Origin of the sequence: Pseudomonas sp. ANT_J28 (assembly GCF_008370005.1) — a bacterium.
Classification (GTDB): Bacteria; Pseudomonadota; Gammaproteobacteria; order Pseudomonadales; family Pseudomonadaceae; genus Aquipseudomonas; species Aquipseudomonas frigoris.
Genome location: NZ_VOBM01000018.1, coordinates 52,001 through 73,414 on the forward strand (window position 1 = coordinate 52,001; position 21,414 = coordinate 73,414).

18 protein-coding genes and 1 riboswitch are annotated in these 21,414 nt (G+C 60.1%); of the genes, 5 read left to right on the forward strand and 13 right to left on the reverse strand.

Features of this window, described 5'->3' with window-relative positions:
• Positions 1–11: 11 nt before the first annotated feature.
• Both FQ187_RS14810 and asd read left to right on the forward strand, forming a co-directional pair.
• Positions 12–827, forward strand: coding sequence for a rhodanese-like domain-containing protein (locus FQ187_RS14810; protein WP_149630053.1), 816 nt, complete (start codon positions 12–14; stop codon positions 825–827).
• Between the two features lie 19 nt (positions 828–846).
• The gene (gene asd, locus FQ187_RS14815) at positions 847–1,707 is read left to right on the forward strand and encodes an archaetidylserine decarboxylase (RefSeq protein ID WP_149630054.1); all 861 of its coding nucleotides are present in this window, start codon (positions 847–849) and stop codon (positions 1,705–1,707) included.
• A 56-nt stretch (positions 1,708–1,763) separates the two neighbouring features.
• Here the strand turns inward: asd and FQ187_RS14820 are convergent, their stop codons facing one another.
• A complete protein-coding gene (locus FQ187_RS14820; RefSeq protein ID WP_042932429.1) occupies positions 1,764–2,165 on the reverse strand; it encodes a hypothetical protein in 402 nt (133 codons plus the stop codon).
• Between the two features lie 199 nt (positions 2,166–2,364).
• Between FQ187_RS14820 and FQ187_RS14825 the strand changes: the two genes are divergently transcribed.
• The gene (locus FQ187_RS14825) at positions 2,365–4,143 is read left to right on the forward strand and encodes a molecular chaperone (protein ID WP_149630055.1); all 1,779 of its coding nucleotides are present in this window, start codon (positions 2,365–2,367) and stop codon (positions 4,141–4,143) included.
• A gap of 26 nt (positions 4,144–4,169) precedes the next feature.
• On the opposite strand, the gene serB is transcribed toward FQ187_RS14825, so the two are convergent.
• A complete protein-coding gene (gene serB, locus FQ187_RS14830) occupies positions 4,170–5,384 on the reverse strand; it encodes a phosphoserine phosphatase SerB (protein ID WP_008153333.1) in 1,215 nt (404 codons plus the stop codon).
• A gap of 135 nt (positions 5,385–5,519) precedes the next feature.
• On the opposite strand from serB, the gene FQ187_RS14835 reads away from it, so the two are divergent.
• Positions 5,520–7,052 carry an AhpA/YtjB family protein gene (locus FQ187_RS14835; RefSeq protein ID WP_149630056.1) on the forward strand — a complete coding sequence of 511 codons (1,533 nt, stop codon included), beginning with the start codon at positions 5,520–5,522 and terminating at the stop codon, positions 7,050–7,052.
• A 238-nt stretch (positions 7,053–7,290) separates the two neighbouring features.
• On the opposite strand, the gene FQ187_RS14840 is transcribed toward FQ187_RS14835, so the two are convergent.
• The 9 genes from FQ187_RS14840 to FQ187_RS14880 all read right to left on the reverse strand — a co-directional run bounded on the left by FQ187_RS14840 (position 7,291) and on the right by FQ187_RS14880 (position 16,723).
• The gene (locus FQ187_RS14840) at positions 7,291–8,004 is read right to left on the reverse strand and encodes a membrane integrity-associated transporter subunit PqiC (protein WP_149630057.1); all 714 of its coding nucleotides are present in this window, start codon (positions 8,002–8,004) and stop codon (positions 7,291–7,293) included.
• A 176-nt stretch (positions 8,005–8,180) separates the two neighbouring features.
• Positions 8,181–10,448, reverse strand: a complete 2,268-nt coding sequence (parC, locus tag FQ187_RS14845; protein ID WP_149630058.1) for a DNA topoisomerase IV subunit A — start codon at positions 10,446–10,448, stop codon at positions 8,181–8,183.
• Between the two features lie 7 nt (positions 10,449–10,455).
• On the reverse strand, positions 10,456–10,980 hold the full coding sequence (locus FQ187_RS14850; protein ID WP_149630059.1) for a TIGR02281 family clan AA aspartic protease: 525 nt from the start codon (positions 10,978–10,980) through the stop codon (positions 10,456–10,458).
• Entirely contained in the window at positions 10,977–11,966 is a 990-nt protein-coding gene (locus FQ187_RS14855) for an esterase-like activity of phytase family protein (protein ID WP_149630060.1), read from the reverse strand. The genes FQ187_RS14850 and FQ187_RS14855 overlap by 4 nt, the downstream gene beginning before the upstream one ends.
• Positions 11,966–13,870, reverse strand: a complete 1,905-nt coding sequence (parE, locus tag FQ187_RS14860) for a DNA topoisomerase IV subunit B (protein ID WP_046045699.1) — start codon at positions 13,868–13,870, stop codon at positions 11,966–11,968. The genes FQ187_RS14855 and parE overlap by 1 nt, the downstream gene beginning before the upstream one ends.
• 55 nt (positions 13,871–13,925) lie before the next feature.
• Positions 13,926–14,534 carry a YqiA/YcfP family alpha/beta fold hydrolase gene (locus FQ187_RS14865; protein ID WP_149630061.1) on the reverse strand — a complete coding sequence of 203 codons (609 nt, stop codon included), beginning with the start codon at positions 14,532–14,534 and terminating at the stop codon, positions 13,926–13,928.
• 214 nt (positions 14,535–14,748) lie between these two features.
• A complete protein-coding gene (gene cpdA, locus FQ187_RS14870) occupies positions 14,749–15,564 on the reverse strand; it encodes a 3',5'-cyclic-AMP phosphodiesterase (RefSeq protein WP_149630062.1) in 816 nt (271 codons plus the stop codon).
• A gap of 98 nt (positions 15,565–15,662) precedes the next feature.
• On the reverse strand, positions 15,663–16,115 hold the full coding sequence (locus FQ187_RS14875) for a DUF1249 domain-containing protein (RefSeq protein ID WP_008153350.1): 453 nt from the start codon (positions 16,113–16,115) through the stop codon (positions 15,663–15,665).
• Entirely contained in the window at positions 16,106–16,723 is a 618-nt protein-coding gene (locus FQ187_RS14880) for an NUDIX domain-containing protein (RefSeq protein ID WP_149630063.1), read from the reverse strand. The genes FQ187_RS14875 and FQ187_RS14880 overlap by 10 nt, the downstream gene beginning before the upstream one ends.
• A 228-nt stretch (positions 16,724–16,951) precedes the next feature.
• Between FQ187_RS14880 and FQ187_RS14885 the strand changes: the two genes are divergently transcribed.
• Positions 16,952–17,698: an RsiV family protein gene (locus FQ187_RS14885; RefSeq protein WP_149630064.1), complete on the forward strand. Its 747-nt coding sequence runs from the start codon at positions 16,952–16,954 to the stop codon at positions 17,696–17,698.
• Here FQ187_RS14885 and cytX read toward each other — a convergent pair.
• Together cytX and thiC are read right to left on the reverse strand one after the other, a co-directional pair.
• Complete coding sequence (gene cytX, locus FQ187_RS14890; RefSeq protein WP_149630065.1) at positions 17,667–18,959, reverse strand: putative hydroxymethylpyrimidine transporter CytX; 1,293 nt, start codon at positions 18,957–18,959, stop codon at positions 17,667–17,669. The two genes, FQ187_RS14885 and cytX, sit on opposite strands and share 32 nt — an antisense overlap.
• 160 nt (positions 18,960–19,119) lie before the next feature.
• Complete coding sequence (thiC, locus tag FQ187_RS14895; protein ID WP_149630066.1) at positions 19,120–21,009, reverse strand: phosphomethylpyrimidine synthase ThiC; 1,890 nt, start codon at positions 21,007–21,009, stop codon at positions 19,120–19,122.
• A gap of 163 nt (positions 21,010–21,172) precedes the next feature.
• Positions 21,173–21,278, reverse strand: a riboswitch (TPP riboswitch).
• Between the last annotated feature and the right edge of the window lie 136 nt (positions 21,279–21,414).

Here is a 21,414-nt window from a genome sequence, read left to right on the forward strand (position 1 = left end):
GGAGACCTCACATGTCTGACTTCTCTGGCTTGCCGCTGGTGATCGAGCCGAGCGACTTGCTCCCCCGTCTCGACGCCCGCGAACTGATTCTGGTGGACCTGACCAGCAGCGCCCGCTATGCCGAAGGGCATATCCCAGGTGCGCGCTTTGTCGATCCGAAACGCACGCAACTCGGTCACGCGCCTGCGCCGGGACTGATGCCGCCGCAAGCGGCGCTCGAAGCGTTGTTCGGTGAGCTGGGACACAGCCCCGATGCGGTCTACGTCGTCTATGACGACGAAGGCGGCGGTTGGGCCGGGCGCTTTATCTGGCTGCTGGATGTCATCGGCCACAGCAAGTACCACTATGTCGACGGCGGCCTGAAGGCCTGGCTGGCAGAAGGCTTGCCCATGTCGATCCAGATCCCGGCAGCGGTCGGCGGCCCGGTTGCGTTGACCTTGCACGACGAACCCACCGCCACCCGCGAGTACCTGCAAAGCCGTCTCGGTGCCGCCGACCTGGCGATCTGGGACGCACGCGGGCCGCTGGAGTACTCCGGCGAGAAAGTCCTGGCGGCCAAGGCCGGGCACATTCCCGGCGCGGTCAATTTCGAATGGACCGCGGGCATGGATCAGGCGCGCAACCTGCGCATCCGCACCGACATGCCGCAGATCCTGGAAAAGCTCGGGATCAGCAAAGACAAAGAAGTGATTACCCACTGCCAGACTCACCATCGTTCTGGCTTCACCTATCTGGTGGCCAAATCCCTCGGTTATCCGCGGGTCAAAGGCTACGCCGGTTCCTGGGGCGAATGGGGCAACCACCCCGATACGCCCGTAGAGATTTAAGGTTTTTTAAGGACAGTTAATGAATAAGCGTTTGTTTATCCTCAGCCAATACCTGCTGCCCCATCACCTGTTGTCGCGACTGGCCGGCTGCATTGCCGAATGCCGCGTGCGCTGGTTCAAGAACGCCTTCACCGCCTGGTTCGCCAAGCGTTATCAGGTGGATATGTCGCAGGCACTGGTCGAAGACCTGACGGCCTACGAGCACTTCAATGCGTTCTTCACTCGCGCCTTGAAGGACGGCGCTCGCCCGCTGGACGAAACGCCAGGCGCGATCCTCAGCCCGGCCGACGGCGCGGTCAGCCAACTTGGCCCGATCGAACACGGTCGTGTGTTCCAGGCCAAGGGCCACAGCTTCAGCGTGCTGGAATTGCTGGGCGGCGACGCTGCCAACGCAGCGCCGTTCATGGGCGGTGATTTCGCGACTATTTATCTGTCGCCGAAGGACTACCACCGCGTGCACATGCCGCTGGCCGGCACCCTGCGCGAGATGGTCTACATCCCGGGCCGGATCTTCTCGGTCAACCAGACCACCGCCGAAAACGTTCCGGAGCTGTTCGCCCGCAACGAGCGTGTGGCGTGCATTTTTGACACCGAGCGCGGGCCGATGGCCGTGGTGCTAGTGGGCGCGATGATCGTTGCGTCGATCGAAACCGTCTGGGCCGGGTTGGTCACGCCGCCAAAACGCGAGCTGAAAACCTTCCGCTACGACGAAGCCGCCCGTGCGCCGATCCATTTGGAGAAAGGTGCAGAACTGGGTCGGTTCAAACTGGGTTCGACCGCTGTCGTGCTGTTCGGGCCTGATCAAGTGAAGTGGGCTGAAGAGCTGGCAGCCGGTTCGCCGGTGCAGATAGGCCAGAGCATGGGCCTGGCAAAAGCCTGATCCCCTGATCCGACCCCGCGAACGTCTTCGCGGGGTCGGACATTTCGGTGGTGCCGTTACTCTATCTGTCCACGGAAGCCGATCGGCCCTTCGTTGGCGTAGGTATTGGTGCCACTGAGGTTTTTCCCTCCATCACTGGAGGTTACGCTCAACGCCACAACGTTCTGATTATCCCGACCTCCGATGACCCATTTGCCACCCGGATGCCAGGGGGCATCGTTGCCGCCCCACTGATTTTCAACGTTGTACTGGTTCTGGCCCGTGCGCTGAGCCTTGAAGCCAATGGGACCTTCACCCGCATACGTCATGGTGCCGGTGAAACTCTTCCCGCCATCGCCCGATTTGATCTCGATCGCGACAACGTTCTGGTTGTCCCGCGCGCCTAACGTCCAGTCTCCGCCCGGATGCCAGGGTGCCGAACTACCGCCCCATTGATTTGCTACTACGTATCTAGACATAAACTTCATCTCCTTGAAGTTACAAAGAGACCTGCCCTGCGTAGGCAGCAGGCCGTACGACTGTGCGTATCCAGTCGCACGAGTGTCAGATTAGTAGTACGTCCGGATGGCACTCGACTGACAGACAAACGGTAAAAATCCATAGCTGCTACAGTCAGGTTATTCACTGCCCATTTACCGGTTGGAGTTTTTCCACGGCATGGATGAGACCAGTCCCCACCTGTTGCTACGCGCCCCGATCCCGTCGCAGTTGCGCCTGTCGTTCTGTGAAGCCACCCCGCGTGATCTCAAGCGCTGGATCGCCAACCTGCCCAAAGCCAACATCGGCGAAACCGCTCGCCAGCTGTATCAAGGCTTGAGCGAACTCAACCAGCTGCTCACGCCCAGCGATAATCGCCTGCAATTGCTCGAACTGCTGCGGCCCGAGGTGTATTACGTCTGCAGACACCTTGAGCAGCATTTCCTGCATCAGTCGATTGCCCTCGACGAGCGTTCGCGCAAGATCGCCAACCTCTGTCAGGCGCTGCAGAGTCATTTGGCCATTGGTTATAAACAGATTGTCGTGCGCATCACACCGAAGCTCAGCAAGGACCGTGCGCCGCTGCTGACCCAGGCGCTGCAACGGGCGATCCATTGCCTGAACGGGCCGCTGATTCGCTCTACCAAACTCTATTGCCCCGTGCCGGAAGGCCTGTGGCTGGAACTGCATCAGCTCTACCGGATCGCCTGCGCGCACCGACTCCAGCACACGAGCCTGCGCGATGAGTTGGCCAGCCAGACGCAAAACCTGAGCACCGAACAGACGTACGTGGTCGCCTTGCTGCTGGGCGCCTCACGCTGCAACCAACTGCGCCAGCACCAGATTGCCCGGGTTGCCGAGGTGCTGGAGCCCTGGAGCCAATGGATCAAGCTGCAACCCGGCAAACCGGCCACCGGGCTGTTTGCCGTCTCGCCAGACCTCGACACCGGACCGCGTTACCGCACCAAGTTCCGGGCCGAGCAGCAAGAGAGCTTATTGGGGATTGATCCGCAGCCGTTGGTCGCGGCGATTGAAGCTCATTTGCAAAAAAATGACAGTTCATCGCCACTGCCCGTGCCAGCAGGGTTAAGCCTGGATACGTTGCAACACCTTTATGCCGCCTGGGGCCAGACTGCCGAGCGCAGTTTCCAGCGCACCGTCGGCCAAGGCACGCTGACCCTGTGCATAGGCATGAGCGCGCTGCACTTTTATCTGGGTGGGCAACGCTCATTCAGCGACATCCTGAAAAACCACGGCGCCCGGCCTGCACAATTTTCGGTAACGTCGGCGTCCGGCCGGGAAAAGGACCAATGGCACCAGGCCTTCGACGCCGCCCCCCAAGGCAATGCAGACGCTCTATTGCCCTACGAAGAGATCGAATACCCGCAGCTTCAGAATGACGACAGCCACGAAGCAGCCGACCGCAATCAGCACTTCCCGACCCATGTCCTGTCAGTGGTCAATCACAGCCCCGGCGGTTACTGCCTGGCCTGGCCCGCCGCTGTGCCGGCCGAATTACAGGCGGGTGAGATGGTCGGTATCGAGGACGCGGCCGGTCAGGGTTGGAGCATCGCGGTGGTGCGCTGGATCCGCCAGGTGCGCGGCGGTGGCACGCAGATGGGCGTCGAGCAGGTAGCGCCCTGCGCCGAGCCTTGCGGCCTGCAACTGGTGCGCACCCATGATGACCACAGCCAATACCTTCGCGGTCTGTTACTGCCGCAAATCAGCGCCATCGACCTGCCGGCCACTCTGCTCGCACCGCGCCTGCCCTTTCAGGAGGGCAACAAGATCATGATCAATACCCACGGCGAGGAACGCCGGGTCGGGCTGGAACGGCGGGTGGCGAGCACTAACAGTTTTAATCAGTTCGCCTACCGTCCACTGGAGGTAGCCAAAAACGACAACGCCGCGGTGAGCGGCGCTGAGGAGGATTTTGATTCGTTGTGGAAGTCGCTTTAACCGGGGGCCACAAAAGCAAATCTTTCTTAGAGCTGCCCGTCGCGATCCCGGAAGCCCAGCAGATAAAGCACGCCATCCAGCCCAAGAGTGGAAATCGCCTGCTTCGCCGACTGCTTGACCAGCGGCTTGGCACGGAAAGCCACGCCCAACCCGGCAATCGCCAGCATTGGCAAATCGTTGGCGCCGTCGCCAACCGCAATGGTCTGCTCCAGACGCAAACCTTCCTTGTGCGCCAGTTCCTTCAGCAGATCCGCCTTGCGCTGCGCATCGACAATTGGCTCGACCGCTACACCGGTGACCTTGCCGTCGACCACTTCCAGTTCGTTGGCGAACACATAGTCGATACCCAGCTTGGCCTGCAATTGCTTGGCGAAGTAGGTAAAGCCGCCCGACAGGATGGCGGTCTTGTAGCCCAGACGCTTGAGTTCGGCGAACAGGGTTTCGGCACCTTCGGTCAGACGCAGGGAGGCGCCGATGGAATCCAGTACGCTGACGTCCAGCCCTTTCAACAAGGCCAGGCGCTCCTTGAAGCTGGCGCGGAAGTCCAATTCGCCGGCCATCGCCCGCTCGGTGATCGCAGACACCTGATCGCCCACACCGGCAGCCTTGGCCAGTTCGTCGATCACTTCGGCCTCGATCAGCGTCGAGTCCATGTCGAACACCGCCAGACGGCGGTTACGACGGAACAGCGAATCTTCCTGGAAGGCGATGTCGACGTTCAGCTCTTGCGCGACGCTGAGGAATTCGGCCCGCAGCGCTTGTGGATCAGCCGCTTCGCCACGAACGGAAAACTCGATGCAGCCCTTGCCCTGATCGGCCGGGGTGTCCAGTGGCATGCGCCCGGACAGACGATCGATGTGGTCGATGTTCAGGCCATATTTAGCGGTGATCGAACTCACGGCCTGCAATTGCCCGGCGGTCACTTTGCGGGTCAACAGGGTCACTATGTGGCGTTTCTTGCCCTGATTGCCGACCCACTGCTGGTAATCCTCTTCGGACACCGGCGTGAAACGCACCTGCTGATCGAGCTTGTACGCCGTGAACAGGATGTCCTTGAGCACCGACTTGCCTTGCTCGGTGTCAGGAATTTCAACCAGGATGCCGAACGACAACGTGTCGTGGATCACCGCCTGACCGATGTCGAGAATGTTCACACCACCCTGGGCCAGAACGCCGGTAATGGCCGCAGTCAGACCCGGACGGTCGACTCCCGTGATGTTTATCAGGACGATTTCGCGCAAGGCGCACCCCCGCAGGTGGAAAAAAACCGCATTCTACCCACTTTCAGTGACCATCGGGCACCGTGAGCGCTTTGACGGTCTAGGGCCTGTCGCTATACTGCGCGTCAACTTCACGGACAAAAGAGCCGAGCTCAAGTGAACCGGCCCACGCCAGTAAAAACCGATAACTTCTTTCTGCTGATCTTCCGTGCACTGCGCCACCGCCGTGTACCGATTGCATTGCGCATCGCCAGCCATAACGTGATCCTGGTCGCTCTGGCCCTGGTGATCTATGCCTGTGTGATGGGTTTGCAGTTCAAGCAGGCCATGCACGAGCAGGCAGATGCCCTGGGCGAGAGCCTGACCACCCAGACTGCCACGTCCGCCACGGAGCTGTTGGTGTCCAACGACATCCTCAGCCTCAACGTGCTGCTCAATAACCTGACCAAAAACAAGCTGGTGGCTCACGCTGCCATCTACAGCGTGGATAACCGCATCCTCGCCGAAGCCGGTCAGCGCCCCAAGCATAGCCTGCTGGGCGAAGCCGAAGGCATGTACCAGAGCAAGATCACCTTCCAGGACGTGACCGCCGGGCAACTGCGCATCAGCCTGGACATGGATCAGTTCCAGCAGCCGATGACCATCAGCCTGCAAAGCATGGGCATTTTGAGCGCGATTCTGCTGGCGCTGTCCCTGGCCTTGAGCCTGCGCCTGGGTCGGCACATCTCCACGCCGTTGCTGCAATTGCGGGTGTGGCTGCGCCATATCGACGAATACACCCCGGCCACCGAGCGTCAGGATGAGATTGGCGATCTGGCCCGCCAGCTGCACGCCGACTTTGCGCCAGAGCTCGCCGAGCCGGAACCTGTTCCCGAGCCTGAGTACGACGAAAGCGACTACGAAGACGCGGACGATAACGAGCCGACCTTCGAAGTGCGCAATTTGCGTGACCCGAGTTTCGATGAAACCAAACCTGTGGCCGGCCTCAAACCTGCGCCACGGCGCATTGTCAGCACCGTTGAAGACGATGATGACGACGATGCATTTGCCGACCTGCGTGATGAATCAGCTTCGACCGCGCCGAAACCGGTAGCCAAACCGCAACTATCGAACGTGCCGCAGCACAGCGCGGTGCTGGCCGTGCAACTGGGCGCTCAGGATCAACTGCGTCGTCTGCCCCGCACACGCCTGGAAGAACTGCTCAAACGCTATCGCGACTGCCTCGATCAGGCCGCCTCGCTCTACCAGAGCGAGCTGCATACCCTGAACGATGGCAGCACGCTGATGCTGTTCCATACCGAAGACAGCGGCGATGACTACCTGACCAATGCCATCTGTTGCGGTGAGTTGTTGCGGGCTCTGGGCCATCAGTTGCAGATCGAAGTCGCCGACAGCGGCATCACCCTGCAATTGCAACTGGGCCTGACCTTGGGTGACGAGCTGTTCGGTCTGAGCCAGATTGATCTGCTGCTGACCGAAACCGCTCAGGATGCGCTGGCCCTGTCGCAACACAGCCGTAACCTGCTGCTGGTGGAGCGCAAGATCGGTGACGACGCGCTGATCCGCCAGCGCGCACGAATCCGACCGATCGCAAGCCCGGAAGGCGCTTGTTGCGTAGAGCGACTGATGGAGCCTTATCCGTCGATGCTGGAGCGGCAACTGGCGCGGATGCATGAGCGCCGGGCGTAAATAGCCCCGCTATGAAAAAGCCCGCAGACGAGTAATCGTCTGCGGGCTTTTTGTTGCCTGTCCCGACGCCTTCGCGAGCAAGCCCGCTCCCACATTTAATCGCATTCCCTCTGAAGGAACTCAATCGAATGTGTGCGGGCTTGCTCGCGAAGGCGTCAGGACAGGCAACGGAGATTTCCAACCTGCAGAAACAACAAAGCCCGCACATGGCGGGCTTTGTTCTTGGATCAATCCAGGCTTAGAACCTGAACACTTCCATATCGGTCCGGATCGGCGACGCCATCGGGATCTTCGGCTGTTTCTCTTGCTCGGCTGCCGGTGCCACAGGCTTGGTAGCCGGTTTTTTTGGCGCTTCGGCAATCGGCGGCTGATTAGCCAGCGGCTTGAGGGCCACCGAAAGCTGCTCGGCCAGACGCTGCAGCAATACACCCTGAGCCTGAACCTGAGCCGCTGTGCCACCGGCATGCTGTTCCTGCAGGTGAATAATGCGGTTATCACGAACCTGGCCACGACGGTCGATCAGACGCCATTGCGCATCAAGGATCGCCGGTTGCGCCTCACCCGAGTCCAGGCGAGTAATCGTCAGAAGAACCTGCACATCAGGCCTGAAGCCCACTGTCGCTGGCGCCAGCACTACGCGCTGGCTGTCCAGATGACCGGCGACCTGACGCAGCAGCAACTGATCGATATCCGACGACAGGCTACCCGCCCAACGACCATCAGCCGACGCTTGCAGGCTGCCATCCGGCTGTCGCTGCAACAACGTTTCGCGTTGCAGGTAATCAGCGACTGTTACCGGGCCCAGTAATACAGCCATGCCCGCGCTTTGCGCAGGCGGAGCCGGACTTCCGCTGTCCAGCTGATACAGCGACACCGGTTGGTGAACGCTGCAACCCGCCAGGCCAAGAACGCCAGCGAGCATCAAAATAAAAGGAAGGCGCAGAGCAGTCATCGTCCCATCCAGGTGGTTGCCACAAGGCTCACCACAGTGAAAATACTCAATAAATATGAAGAACGCTCGGCCACGCCGGCGCTTGAAAGGCCATATCATCCGTGAATATGCGTTCCGACTCCAGCGCCAAAGCGTCGATCTACGCGTTAAATCGTAGATCGAGCGCTCTAGGACACTTAATTGAGGTTTTCGACGAGCAGCGCATCTACCCTCTGAAAGCCACGTGGCAATTTGTTACCACGACGTCCACGCTCACCTTTGTAGTGTTCGAGGTCGTCTGCTTTCAGTGACAAGGTACGTTTTCCGGCCTGAAGCACCAACGTGGCACCATTCGGCAATACGGCGATGTCCGTGACATATTCTTCGCGACTGGCGACACGCTCACCGGAGATCCCGATGATCTTGTTGCCTTTGCCCTTACCTAATTGTGGCAGATCGCTGATCTTGAAGATCAGCAGGCGACCTTCGGTGGTCACCGAGGCCAGCCAGTTTTGCTCACGATCAGCCACTGGGCGCGGCAGAATCACCTTGGCGTTGTTCGGCAGGCTCAACAGCGCCTTACCCGCCTTGTTCTTGGCCTGCAGGTCTTCACCCTTGACCACGAAACCGTAACCGGCGTCGGACGCTATCACGTACAGCGAATCGTCTTCCGGCATCAGCACACATTCAAAGCTCGCCCCTGGTGGCGGCGTCAGACGGCCGGTCAACGGTTCGCCCTGGCCACGGGCCGATGGCAGCGTGTGCGCGGCCACCGAATAGCTGCGACCGGTGGAATCGATGAACACCGCAAACTGGTTGGAGCGGCCAGGCGCCAAGGCCTTGAAACCATCCCCGGCCTTGTAGGAAAGCCCGGTGGCGTCGATTTCGTGCCCCTTGGCAGAACGAACCCAGCCTTTTTCCGACAGGACGACGGTCACTTTCTCATTCGGCAGCAGATCGTGCTCGGTCAAGGCCTTGGCTTCGGAGCGCTCGACGATTGGCGAACGACGATCGTCGCCGTAGGTTTCGGCGTCTTTGATCAGCTCGGTGCGCACCAGCTTTTTCAGCTTGGCTTCGCTGCCCAGCAGGGCTTGCAGCTTGGCCTGCTCCTTGAGCAGTTCATCCTGCTCGGCACGCAACTTCATTTCTTCCAGTCGCGCCAATTGACGCAAACGGGTATCGAGAATGTAGTCGGCCTGGATTTCGCTCAAGGCAAAACGGGCGATCAGCGCGGCTTTCGGGTGCTCCTCGGTGCGGATGATGTGAATCACTTCATCCAGGTTGAGGTAGGCGATCAACAAACCGTCCAACAGGTGCAGACGACGCTCGACCTTGTCCAGGCGGAATTGCAGGCGACGACGCACGGTGTTGACGCGGAACTCGAGCCATTCCACCAGCAGCGCACGCAGGTTTTTCAGCTGCGGCTTGCCGTCGAGGCCGATGATGTTGATGTTGACCCGGTAGCTCGACTCCAGCTCGGTGCTGGCGAACAGGTGTTGCATCAACGCATCGTGGTCAAAGTTTTTGCGTGCGCCCGGAATGATCACGATCCGGCACGGGTTTTCGTGGTCGGATTCGTCTCGCAGGTCAGCGATTTGCGGGGCCTTGGACGGTTTGGCCTGCATCATGGCCGCGATCTGCTCCAGCACCTTGGCGCCGGAGACCTGATGCGGCAGCGCGGTGACAATGATGTCGCCGTCTTCGATGTGGTAGACGGCGCGCATGCGCACCGAGCCCTTGCCGGTTTCGTAGATTTTCAGCAGATCGGCACGCGGCGTGATGATTTCCGCTTCGGTGGGGTAATCCGGGCCCTGGATATGTTCGCAGAGCTGTTCGACCGTGGCTTTGGGCTCATCAAGCAAACGCACGCACGCCGTCGCGACTTCGCGCAGGTTGTGCGGCGGTACGTCGGTGGCCATGCCCACGGCGATACCGGTGGTGCCGTTGAGCAGGATGTTCGGCAAACGCGCCGGCAACACCAGCGGCTCGTCGAGGGTGCCGTCGAAGTTCGGGCCCCAGTCCGCGGTGCCCTGGCCCAGTTCGCTGAGCAGCACTTCGGAATAACGCGACAGCCGCGCCTCGGTGTAACGCATGGCGGCGAAGGACTTGGGATCATCCGGCGCACCCCAGTTACCCTGGCCGTCGACCAGCGTGTAGCGGTAGCTGAACGGCTGGGCCATCAGGACCATGGCTTCGTAGCAGGCCGAGTCGCCGTGCGGGTGGAACTTGCCGAGCACGTCACCGACGGTACGCGCCGACTTCTTGTGCTTGGAATCGGCGTCCAGCCCCAACTCGCTCATCGCGTAGATGATGCGCCGCTGTACCGGTTTCAGGCCGTCGCCGATATGCGGCAAGGCACGGTCCATGATCACGTACATGGAGTAGTTGAGGTAGGCATTTTCGGTGAAGTCAGCCAGTGACCGGCGTTCTACACCGTCCAGGCTGAGATCAAGGGAGTCGCTCATGCGGGCCTCATTGGTTCGTTGTCTGGCGCAGCAGCATGGTGCCACCGCGCTGGGTAAATTCAAGTTTGTTCAGCGCGCTCATTCCGAGCAGCACTTGCTTGCCATCCAGGCCTGGCACGACGAGGGCGCGCACATCACGCAGCACAATGTCGCCCAGTTGCAGCCGGTCGACGCGGGTTCGGTAACCCTGGGTGCGACCGTTGGCTGTGCTCAGGGTCACCCCAAAGCCTTTTTCCAGTTTTAGCCGTTCGGCCATTTCCGCCGGGATCGACACGTCGGTCGCCCCGGTATCGAGCATGAAATCCACCGGCTGACCGTTGATCTGGCCGCTGGCGACGAAGTGACCCTGTGTGTTACTGGCCAGTTTCACTTCGATAAAACCTTCGCCCTGCTCAGAGCTGACGACGGTGTTGGGGTTCTGCTGACGCACCTCCCACTGACCGAAAAACCGCGTCGCCAAAAACAGCGCCGCGCACCAGGCGAGCACCATAAATACCCGACCGGCGCGATTGCCCGGTGGCTGCTGACTCATGGCTTGGCACTCCAGCCACCTTCAGGTGCGGCAAAGCGCCAGACGATCGGGCGCTCCTCGCCATCGGCGCGGACATCGTTGTTGTTGTCGGTGCCAATCCACGCGCCCTCGGCGTCAACAATCAACGCTTCGGTCAGGCCGTAAGGACTTGAATAGCGGCGATGCGCCTGCAAGGCTTCATCGGCAAACGACCAGCAGCGCTCGACCTTGGCCGTCACCGAATCACGGCGGCAGATCTGGTAAGCGTTGCGCTCAAGGGTAAACAGCTTGCCGTTGAACAGCGACAGGTCGGCAAAGTCTCGGGACACTGCTTTGGCTCGGGGAAACTGCGCCGGCTGCATTTCTTTCCCGGCTTCGCTCAGCAACACACAGCCACCATCGCAATCCCATACCGTTTGTTTGCGCTTGATCAGCAACAAGCCACGGCTTTGACGCTCGGCGGCGAGCCACAATTGATCACCCGCCGGATTGATCGCCAAGCCTTCAAACAACGCATTGAAGTGCAGCAGCATGCCGCTGGCGCGCGCTTCGCGAATCAGAATCGGCGAGACTTTCAGCCAGGACGACGGCCCAACGGGTGGCACTTGCAGAATCGCGGCATGGGATTCGCTGACGATGTAGCGATTACCGGCGCTGTCGCAGGTGATGCCTTCAAAATCCAGATCCCCGCCACGGACAAACGACGCCAACCAGGTCCGCGAACGCAAGCCCCAGGGCAAACCGCTGTCTGGCACCGGTGGCACGCCGATGCCCACGGTTTCGGCTTGCCATACCCTTTCGCGGGTATCGAGCCGGTAAATCTGATCGTCGTCGCGATCCGACACCGTCCACATATCCTTGCCACACTGGGCGAGCCCGGACAGGTTGCCGCCGCGCATACCGTCAACGGGATGCTCGGACAACAGGCGCAGTTCCGGCACCGGTTCGGCAAACACCGAAACCGAAGTCAGAAGTAACGCACACGCCAGGGCAAAGCCAACCCGCATCAGCCAAGAACCTCGGCCAGATTGCCTTTGGATTCCAGCCAGGATTTGCGGTCACCGGCGCGTTTCTTCGCCAGCAGCATGTCCATCATTTCCGAGGTCGCTTCGAAATCGTCCAGCGTCAGCTGCACCAGACGCCGAGTGTTCGGGTCCATGGTGGTTTCGCGCAGCTGCGGCGGGTTCATTTCACCCAGACCTTTGAATCGTGTGACCTGCGGCTTGCCGCGTTTCTTCTCGGCCACCAGACGATCGAGGATGCCATCGCGCTCGGCTTCGTCCAGGGCGTAGTAAATCTCTTTACCCAGGTCGATACGGTACAGCGGCGGCATCGCGACGTAGACGTGACCGGCATCCACCAACGGGCGGAAATGCTGGACGAACAACGCGCACAGCAACGTGGCGATGTGCAGACCGTCGGAGTCGGCGTCGGCAAGGATGCAGATCTTGCCGTAACGCAGTTGGGCGATGTCTGCCGAGCCCGGATCGACACCGATGGCCACGGCGATGTTGTGCACTTCCTGGCTGGCCAACACTTCGCTGCCGTCGACTTCCCAGGTGTTCAGAATCTTGCCGCGCAACGGCAGAATCGCTTGAAATTCTTTGTCTCGCGCCTGCTTGGCCGAACCACCGGCGGAATCACCTTCGACCAGAAACAGCTCGGAGCGCATCGGGTCCTGCCCGGCGCAGTCGGCGAGTTTGCCCGGCAATGCCGGCCCGGCGGTGATGCGTTTGCGCTCGACCTTCTTGCTGGCCTTCAGGCGACGGCCGGCGTTGTTGATCGCCAGTTCCGCCAGCAGCATGCCGGTTTCCGGGTTGGCGTTGAGCCACAGGCTGAACGCGTCCTTGACCACACCGGAAACGAACGCGGCCGCTTCACGGGACGACAGACGCTCTTTGGTCTGGCCGGAGAATTGCGGCTCTTGCATCTTCATCGACAGCACGAAGGCGATGCGTTCCCAGACGTCTTCCGGCGCCAGCTTCACGCCGCGTGGCAGCAGGCTGCGGAATTCGCAGAACTCGCGCATCGCATCGAGCAAGCCCTGACGCAGACCGTTGACGTGGGTACCACCCTGCGCCGTCGGGATCAGATTGACGTAGCTCTCCTGAACGCTGTCGCCGCCTTCCGGCAACCACAGAAGCGCCCAATCGACCGCTTCTTTGTTACCGGCCAGGCTGCCACAGAACGGTTCGTCCGGCAGGCGTTCGAATCCGTTGACCGCGTCGACCAGATAGGAGCGCAGGCCGTCTTCGTAATGCCATTCGACTTTCTCGCCGGTGGCCTTGTCTTCAAAACTGACCAGCAGCCCCGGGCACAGAACGGCCTTGGCCTTGAGCACGTGCTTGAGACGGCTGATGGAGAATTTCGGCGAATCGAAGTATTTCGGGTCCGGCGCGAAGAATACGCTGGTACCCGTGTTGCGCTTGCCGACGGTACCAATGATTTCCAGCTCGGTTTTCTTGTAACCGTCGGCGAAAGTCATCTGGTATTCGTTGCCGTCACGCTTGACGCGCACCCGGACTTCGTTCGACAAGGCGTTGACCACGGAAATACCCACCCCGTGCAGACCGCCGGAGAACTGGTAGTTCTTGTTGGAAAACTTGCCGCCAGCATGGAGCTTGGTGAGGATCAGCTCGACGCCCGACACGCCTTCTTCGGCGTGGATATCCACCGGCATGCCGCGGCCGTCATCGCTGACTTCCAAGGAGTGATCGGCGTGCAGGATGACCTGCACCGAGGTCGCATGCCCGGCCAAGGCCTCGTCGACGCTGTTGTCGATGACTTCCTGGGCGAGGTGGTTCGGCCGACTGGTGTCGGTGTACATGCCGGGGCGTTTGCGCACCGGGTCGAGGCCCGAGAGGACTTCGATGGCGTCTGCGTTATAAGAGCTAGCGCTGGGAGTGGCCATGGGGTCTCGTCGTCCGCCTGTAAAAAGAGTATTCATTGAAAATAGGGGCGAGGACTCACAGTGCAGTGAAATCGATCGCCTGATACAAATCTGCGCCAATACCGGCAAAACTCAGCATTGCCGGAAGTTGCGTGGCAAAACCCTGGAAACTGTGGTCGCCTCCGGCCTGGATGCGCAAGACACAGGCCCGGTAGTACTGCTGGGCGAGGCGATAGTCCAGCGTTTCATCGCCGGTCTGCAACCACACCTGATACCGCTGCGGGTCTCGGGGTGCCGGCACTTCCAGCTCGGCCAGGGCCGTCACGTGGTCGTGGGTCAACTCCCAGGCCTCATCGGTATACAGGTTTTTCTGCGTCCCCAGATACCCGTCGAACATCCGGTGCGGACTGACGGCAGGGTTGATCAACAGGGCCTTGAGGCTATGGCGCTCGGCCAAGTGAGTCGCATAGTAGCCGCCGAGTGAGCTGCCGACCAGCAGTGGCCGCCCAAGCTCCTCAATCGCCTTGTTTAGCTGACCGATGGCCTCACGCGGATGGTGATGCAAGGCCGGAACGCGCAACTGATCGCTCAAGCCCAGACGTTCCATTACTTGTACCAACTGCGTGGCCTTTTTAGACGAAGGCGCGCTGTTGAAACCGTGGATATATAGGATCGAACCGGACATTTGAGCTCCCTGTGCGTCGGGTAAAGAGGCGCAGTTTACAGGGAGTCGAGTGGATCGGGGATATCCTCGGAATTCAAGGCGCCTGCACTGACGCCTTCGCGAGCAAGCCCGCTCCCACATTGGATCTCGGGTGCTCACAAATCTTATGTACGCTGCAGATCTCCTGTGGGAGCGGGCTTGCTCGCGAAGGCCGCACTTCGGTCTTTCTGAGTGATCAGTAGCCGTTCGAGCCGTAATCAACATGAAAATCGAACCCGGTAACGCGTTCTACGCCGGTTTCGAGCTGGCCATCCGGCAAAAGCCGCAACCAGCGGTACCCCGGCGCCTGGTCACTGACCTTGAAATCATCACTGCCCGGTTCGAACTGAATACACGTCGAAGGCGAGGCAATCAGCCGCACACCATTGCGAATCTGGTCGATCTCTTGATGCACATGCCCCCATAAAACTGCACGCACCTGCGGAAACCGATCCAGCACTGCAAACAAAGCGTCTGGATTGCGCAATCCAATGGGCTCCATCCACGCACACCCGATAGACACTGGATGATGATGAAAGCACACCAGATGATGCCGCTCCGGCGCCTCACTCAATGAACGGGCCAGCAACTGTAGCTGCTCATCTTGCAAATACCCCGGCACCGAACCCGGTACGGCCGAATCGAGCAGCGTGACGCGCCAGTTGCCGACATCCATCACCGGCTCCAGCAACGCACTCTGCACGGCAGCCTCAGCCATGATCCGCGGCTCATCGTGGTTACCGGGAATCCAGCGCGCCGGCGCATCGAGCTGCCGCGTCAGGTCGCGAAACTGCTGATAGGACTCCAGCGTCCCGTCCTGAGAAAGATCGCCACTGGCAATAATCAGGTCGATCTGCGGCTGCTGAAGCCGCACCAGCTCGATGACTTTTTGCAGGCTGTCCCGGGTATTCATGCCCAACAACGTCCCGTCCGTCTCGGCAAACAGATGACTGTCGGAAAGTTGCACCAGCAACGCCGAATCGGCGGTGGTCAAAATGGATACGCTTGGCAAGGCGTTCTCCCAGGGCTGAATCACGGGATGGATGAGTGCCGCAATTATGCTGGGGGACGATCAAAAGGGGAAACCTGTGAACCTGACGCAGTTCACATCTACCGCACAACCGCGTACTCGTGTCCGCAGGCCAGGCAATGGCTCAGCCATTCGCCCAGAAACATATTCAGCTGGGCCTTTTCGTCCGGCTGATGCATTGAGGCATTCGGGTAAGGATAGATGCCGCGAAAGCGTCGTGCATGTTCGGCGCTGACGACTTCGGCCATGCAGGCGTCGTGATAGACCTGAACTTCCAGTTGCGGCACCGGCAGCCACGGCAGGCTGTGTTCCTGACGCACTTGCAGGGTTGTGGTGTATGGGCAGACCTGCAGCACTTCGAGGGCCAGTACGCCGAGCATCTGGTCGCCGTGGGTCACGGCAATGCGCCGAGCCTCAGGCTCGTTGCGCATGTCCGGTAGCAGTCGCATCAGGCGCGCGTAGTTGGCCTCGCAGGAGGCTTGCAGCCCCACGAGATCAACCCGATAGCGATCGCGCAGTTTGTTTACGACCATAACCCCCTCACTTCAGCGCGGTTCAAAGCTAGCCATTGCAAGGCAATGATGCTGGCCGCGTTGGCAATTCGTCCGTCGCGTACGGCCTGCAGGGCATCTTCGAACGCCCAGACCGTGACGCGGATATCTTCTGCTTCTTCCTCCAGCCCATGCAGGCCGCCGACGCCGGTGCTGTCGCAACGCCCCAGGTACAAGTGCACAAACTCATTGCTGCCGCCCGGCGATGGAAAATATTTGGTCATCGGCCAGAGCGCCCCGAACACAAGCCCAGCTTCCTCCTGCGCTTCGCGGTGAGCAACTTCTTCCGGCACTTCATCCTTGTCGATCAGACCGGCGACTAGTTCGATCAACCATGGATTGTCAGTCTTGCCCATGGCGCCGACGCGAAACTGCTCGATCAACACCACTTCATCGCGCTGCGGATCGTACGGCAGCACGCACACCGCATCGTGGCGAACGAACACTTCACGATTGATCTCGCGACTCATGCCACCGGCAAACAATTCGTGGCGCAAGTGCACACGATCGAGCTTGTAAAAGCCCTCGTAGCACCTTTCACGCCGGACGATATCAACGGCGGTAGGAATGGCGTTGGCAAAATCAGTCATGACAATCCTCTTTACTGCAAATCCGTTACGAGGCTCCTTTTTGTTACTTGCAACCTCGACTTCGCGCCATCCTAACGCGCCCGCGACCTTTGATGCAGCCCCTTTCCAGTCAGCGGGATAGACGGTGAGGGCGAAACCAACTCTAATTAGCTTAGTGGCGAACTGACTGCTTCGTTGATAGTCGAAGCGGATAACTTTTCGCCTTTCCCTGTTTTATGAAGGACGCCCATGTCGCTTTTTAAAATCGCCTCCGTGGCCGCAATCGCCCTGACTCTGGGCGCGTGCCAGAGCTTGTTCCAACCCAACTACCGGGCGCCGCTGGAAACTACCCGCGACGCTTCCGAGCAGCTGAAACCGGGTTGCACAACACCTGACTGCCCGCTGGTGAACATCGATACGCTGCGCTTCCCTGCCGAACCGCAGTTGGACGGCATTATCGAAAAACGCCTGCTGCAAATGACCCGCACCTCGCCCGATGCCCCGGTAGCGCCGACGCTGGCAGCGTATCGCGAGCAGTTTTTGAGCAGTGCCGGCCCGCGCTACAGCAGTTATCTGCAAGCCAAGGTACGTGAGCAGCATGACGGCTTGGTGATCGTTGAATTCTCCAGCTACCTGGACACCGGCGGCGACCATGGCACGCCGGGCCGCAGCTTCATCAACTATTCGCGCCAGCAACACAAAGTGCTTACGCTGTCGGACATGTTGGTGCCTGGGCAGGAAGAGGCGTTCTGGAAAGCTGCGCAGGTGGCGCACAACAGTTGGCTGATCAGCACCAAGCTCGATCAGGAGCCAGAGTTCGTGAAGAGCTGGCCCTTCGTCAAAACCCAGAACGTGGCGCTGACGTACGGAGGGGTGATCCTCAAGTACGAAGTGAGCACCATCGCGCCTTACGCGCTGGGTCACGTCGAACTGAAGATCCCTTACCCTCGCCTGAACGGCATTATCAAGCCCGAGCTGTTTCCTGGCCGTAACTGAAGGCCCGACCCAGCACGAGTTGCAGCAGCCCTGCCAGAATCAGTGACGGCAGGGTTGCACCGATGTCCGGATACAGATTAGCCAGCAAATGATAGGTGCTCACCCCGCCCAACCAGGCGAGCAACGCCGGCCAGCGCAATGCGGCTGACGCCACGCGAGCACGGCGTTTGCGCAGGATGAAGTGATCCACCAGCACCACGCCGAACAGCGGTGCAAACACCGAACCGATCAACAGCAGGAAGTTTTGATACTGAGCCAACGGCGCCAGGCACGCGATCAGTGTGCAGATCACGCCGATGGCCAGCGCGAGATGCTCAACTTTCAAGCGCAGCAAAATCCCGCTGGAAACGGCTGCCGAGTGAATGTCGGCGAATGCATTTTCCGACTCGTCCAACAGGATCAGCAGCAGCGGAATCCCGAGGCCAGCACCAGCCAGTGCCAACAGCAAGGCATTCACTTCACCGCTCGGCGCAAACGCCAAGGTGTAGGCCACGCCCAGGCTCATCAGCCAGAAATTTCCGATGAAGAAACCCACCGCTGTACCGCCGAACACGTTTTTCGCACGCTTGCCGAAACGCGAGTAGTCGGCAATCAGCGGCAACCACGAAAGCGGCATGGCGATGGCAATGTCGAAGCCCACGGCGAACGGCATCGAACCATCACCGGCCTGCGCCCACAACGCCGCCAGATCAGCCTTGGCGAACAGGTTCCAGGTCAGCCAGATGCACGCGGCCAGCAGCAACCAGATGCCCCACTTGCGCAGGATCTGCCGCACGAATGTCAGCGGACCACTGACGGCCAGCAAGGTTGCCAAACCACCAAAGAACACAGTCCACAGCAGCGGATTGGACAGCAGACTGCCTTCGCTGAACGCACGCGCGCCGAGCAGGCTGGCGGCATCACGCATGACGATGATTTCGAACGAGCCCCAACCGATCAGTTGCAGCAGGTTCAGCACGGCAGGCAGGCTCGCGCCTTTTGCGCCGAGGCTGAGTTTGAGCGCGGCCATCGATGACAGGCCGGTGTCGCTACCGATTACGCCGACCGCGGCCAGCAACAGAACACCGACCAACGTGCCGAGGAAAATGGCCAGCAGCGAGCCGGACAGGCCCAGACCTGGCGCGAGCAGAGCACCGGTCTGCAGGACCATCAGGCCAATGCCGAGGGAAAACCACAGAGAAAACAGATCGCGGCCGCCGAAGACACGTTTGTCTGTGGGCACCGCGATATCAGGGGAATACGTGCTGGGTTGAATGCTCAAAGGTGTTATCTCAGAGGGATAAGTGTGTCATTGAGATACTCGGTACCTGGTCTGCCGTCTTCGCGAGCAAGCCCGCTCCCACAGGAGGAATGCATTCCAAATGTGGGAGCGGGCTTGCTCGCGAAGACGGCAGCACAGGCGCCGTCAATCTCAGGTCAGATCAAACCTTCTTGTACAGCTGACTGCCTTCCTGTTTGAACCGCTCGGCCTGTTCCGCCAATCCCTGGGCGACTTCGGCGTCGACGGTTTCGATGCGCTGGTTGGCCGCGTATTCACGGACTTCCTGGGTGATCTTCATCGAACAGAATTTCGGCCCGCACATGGAGCAGAAGTGCGCGACCTTGGCCGAATCCTTCGGCAGGGTCTCATCGTGATACGAACGAGCCGTGTCTGGATCAAGGCCCAGGTTGAACTGGTCTTCCCAACGGAATTCGAAACGTGCCTTGCTCAGAGCATTGTCGCGGATCTGTGCGCCCGGATGCCCTTTTGCCAGATCGGCGGCATGCGCGGCGATCTTGTAGGTGATGATCCCGGTCTTCACGTCATCCTTGTTCGGCAGACCCAAGTGTTCCTTCGGCGTCACGTAGCAGAGCATGGCGCAACCGAACCAGCCGATCATCGCCGCACCAATACCCGAGGTGATGTGGTCGTAGCCTGGCGCGATGTCAGTGGTCAGCGGGCCGAGGGTGTAGAACGGCGCCTCGTCGCAGCATTCCAGCTGCTTGTCCATGTTCTCTTTGATCAACTGCATCGGCACGTGGCCCGGGCCTTCGATCATGCATTGCACATCGTGCTTCCAGGCGATTTTGGTCAGCTCGCCGAGGGTTTCCAGCTCACCGAATTGCGCGGCGTCGTTGGCGTCGGCAATCGAGCCCGGACGCAGGCCGTCGCCCAGCGAGAAGCTGACGTCGTAGGCCTTCATGATTTCGCAGATGTCTTCGAAATGGGTGTAGAGGAAGTTCTCTTTGTGGTGCGCCAGGCACCACTTGGCCATGATCGAACCGCCACGGGAGACGATGCCGGTCACGCGCTTGGCGGTCAGCGGCACGTAACGCAGCAACACGCCGGCGTGGATGGTGAAGTAGTCGACGCCCTGCTCAGCCTGTTCGATCAGCGTGTCGCGGAACAGCTCCCAGGTCAGGTCTTCAGCGGCGCCGTCGACTTTTTCCAGGGCCTGATAGATCGGCACCGTACCGATCGGCACCGGCGAGTTACGGATGATCCATTCGCGGGTTTCGTGAATGTGCTTGCCGGTGGACAGGTCCATGACCGTGTCCGAACCCCAGCGAATGCCCCAGGTCAGTTTCGCCACTTCTTCTTCGATGGACGAACCCAAAGCGCTGTTGCCGATGTTGCCGTTGATCTTCACCAGGAAGTTACGGCCGATGATCATCGGTTCCAGTTCGGTGTGGTTGATGTTGGCCGGGATGATCGCGCGACCGCGGGCGATCTCTTCACGGACGAATTCGGGGGTGATGATTTTCGGCACGCTGGCACCGAAGCTGTAACCGGCGTGTTGCTGGTCCAGCAGGCCAGCGGCGCGCGCCACTTCGAGCTTCATGTTTTCGCGGATGGCGACGTATTCCATCTCGGCGGTGATGATGCCTTTGCGGGCGTAGTGCATCTGGCTGACGTTGGCACCGGCCTTGGCCCGGCGCGGGTTGTTCACGTGGGCGAAACGCAGCTTGGTCAGCTCCGCATCGGCGAGGCGTTCCTGGCCGAAGTTGGAACTCAGACCCGGCAGGCGCTCGGTGTCGCCACGGGATTCGATCCACGGCGAACGCACATCGGCCAGGCCTTTGCGCACGTCGATGATGACGTTGGGGTCGGTGTACGGGCCCGAGGTGTCGTACACCACCACTGGCGCGTTGATCTCGCCGCCGAAGTCGGTCGGGGTCACATCAAGGCTGATTTCGCGCATCGGCACGAGGATGTCCGGGCGAGAGCCCTGAACATAGATTTTTTGCGAGCGGGTAAACGGCTGAACCGATTGCTGATCGACTTGGGCCGAATCACTCAGGTTCGTCGTATTTTTTAGTTTTATCGTCATCACGGGCTCTCCAAACACATCCAGGCAGTGGATTTTTGTCGGAGCGAACCTGTAATCGAATGGACGCACGGGCGCTGGGAAAACCAGCAGTGCTGTGCTCAGTGCTCGAGGGGTGTTCGATTGTCGAACAACATCCCGGACGAAGCACAAGAGGACTCGCCGGGTGACGAGAAATCTTGTTCCCTACGCAGGCGCTAACCTGATCAGGTTCAACGGGATCCGAAATTATTCGATCTCAGCCTCATAGCAAGGCACCCCGACAAGAACCCGGCCAGTCTAGACACAACTGGCAAAGAACGCCAACACCGCAGTAAACACCATGATGAATGGCGTAATTACAGGATTGTTGCCATGCGGATGCCCAACTACACTCGCAACCCATGCCACGCCTTGACGCTGTGCGGG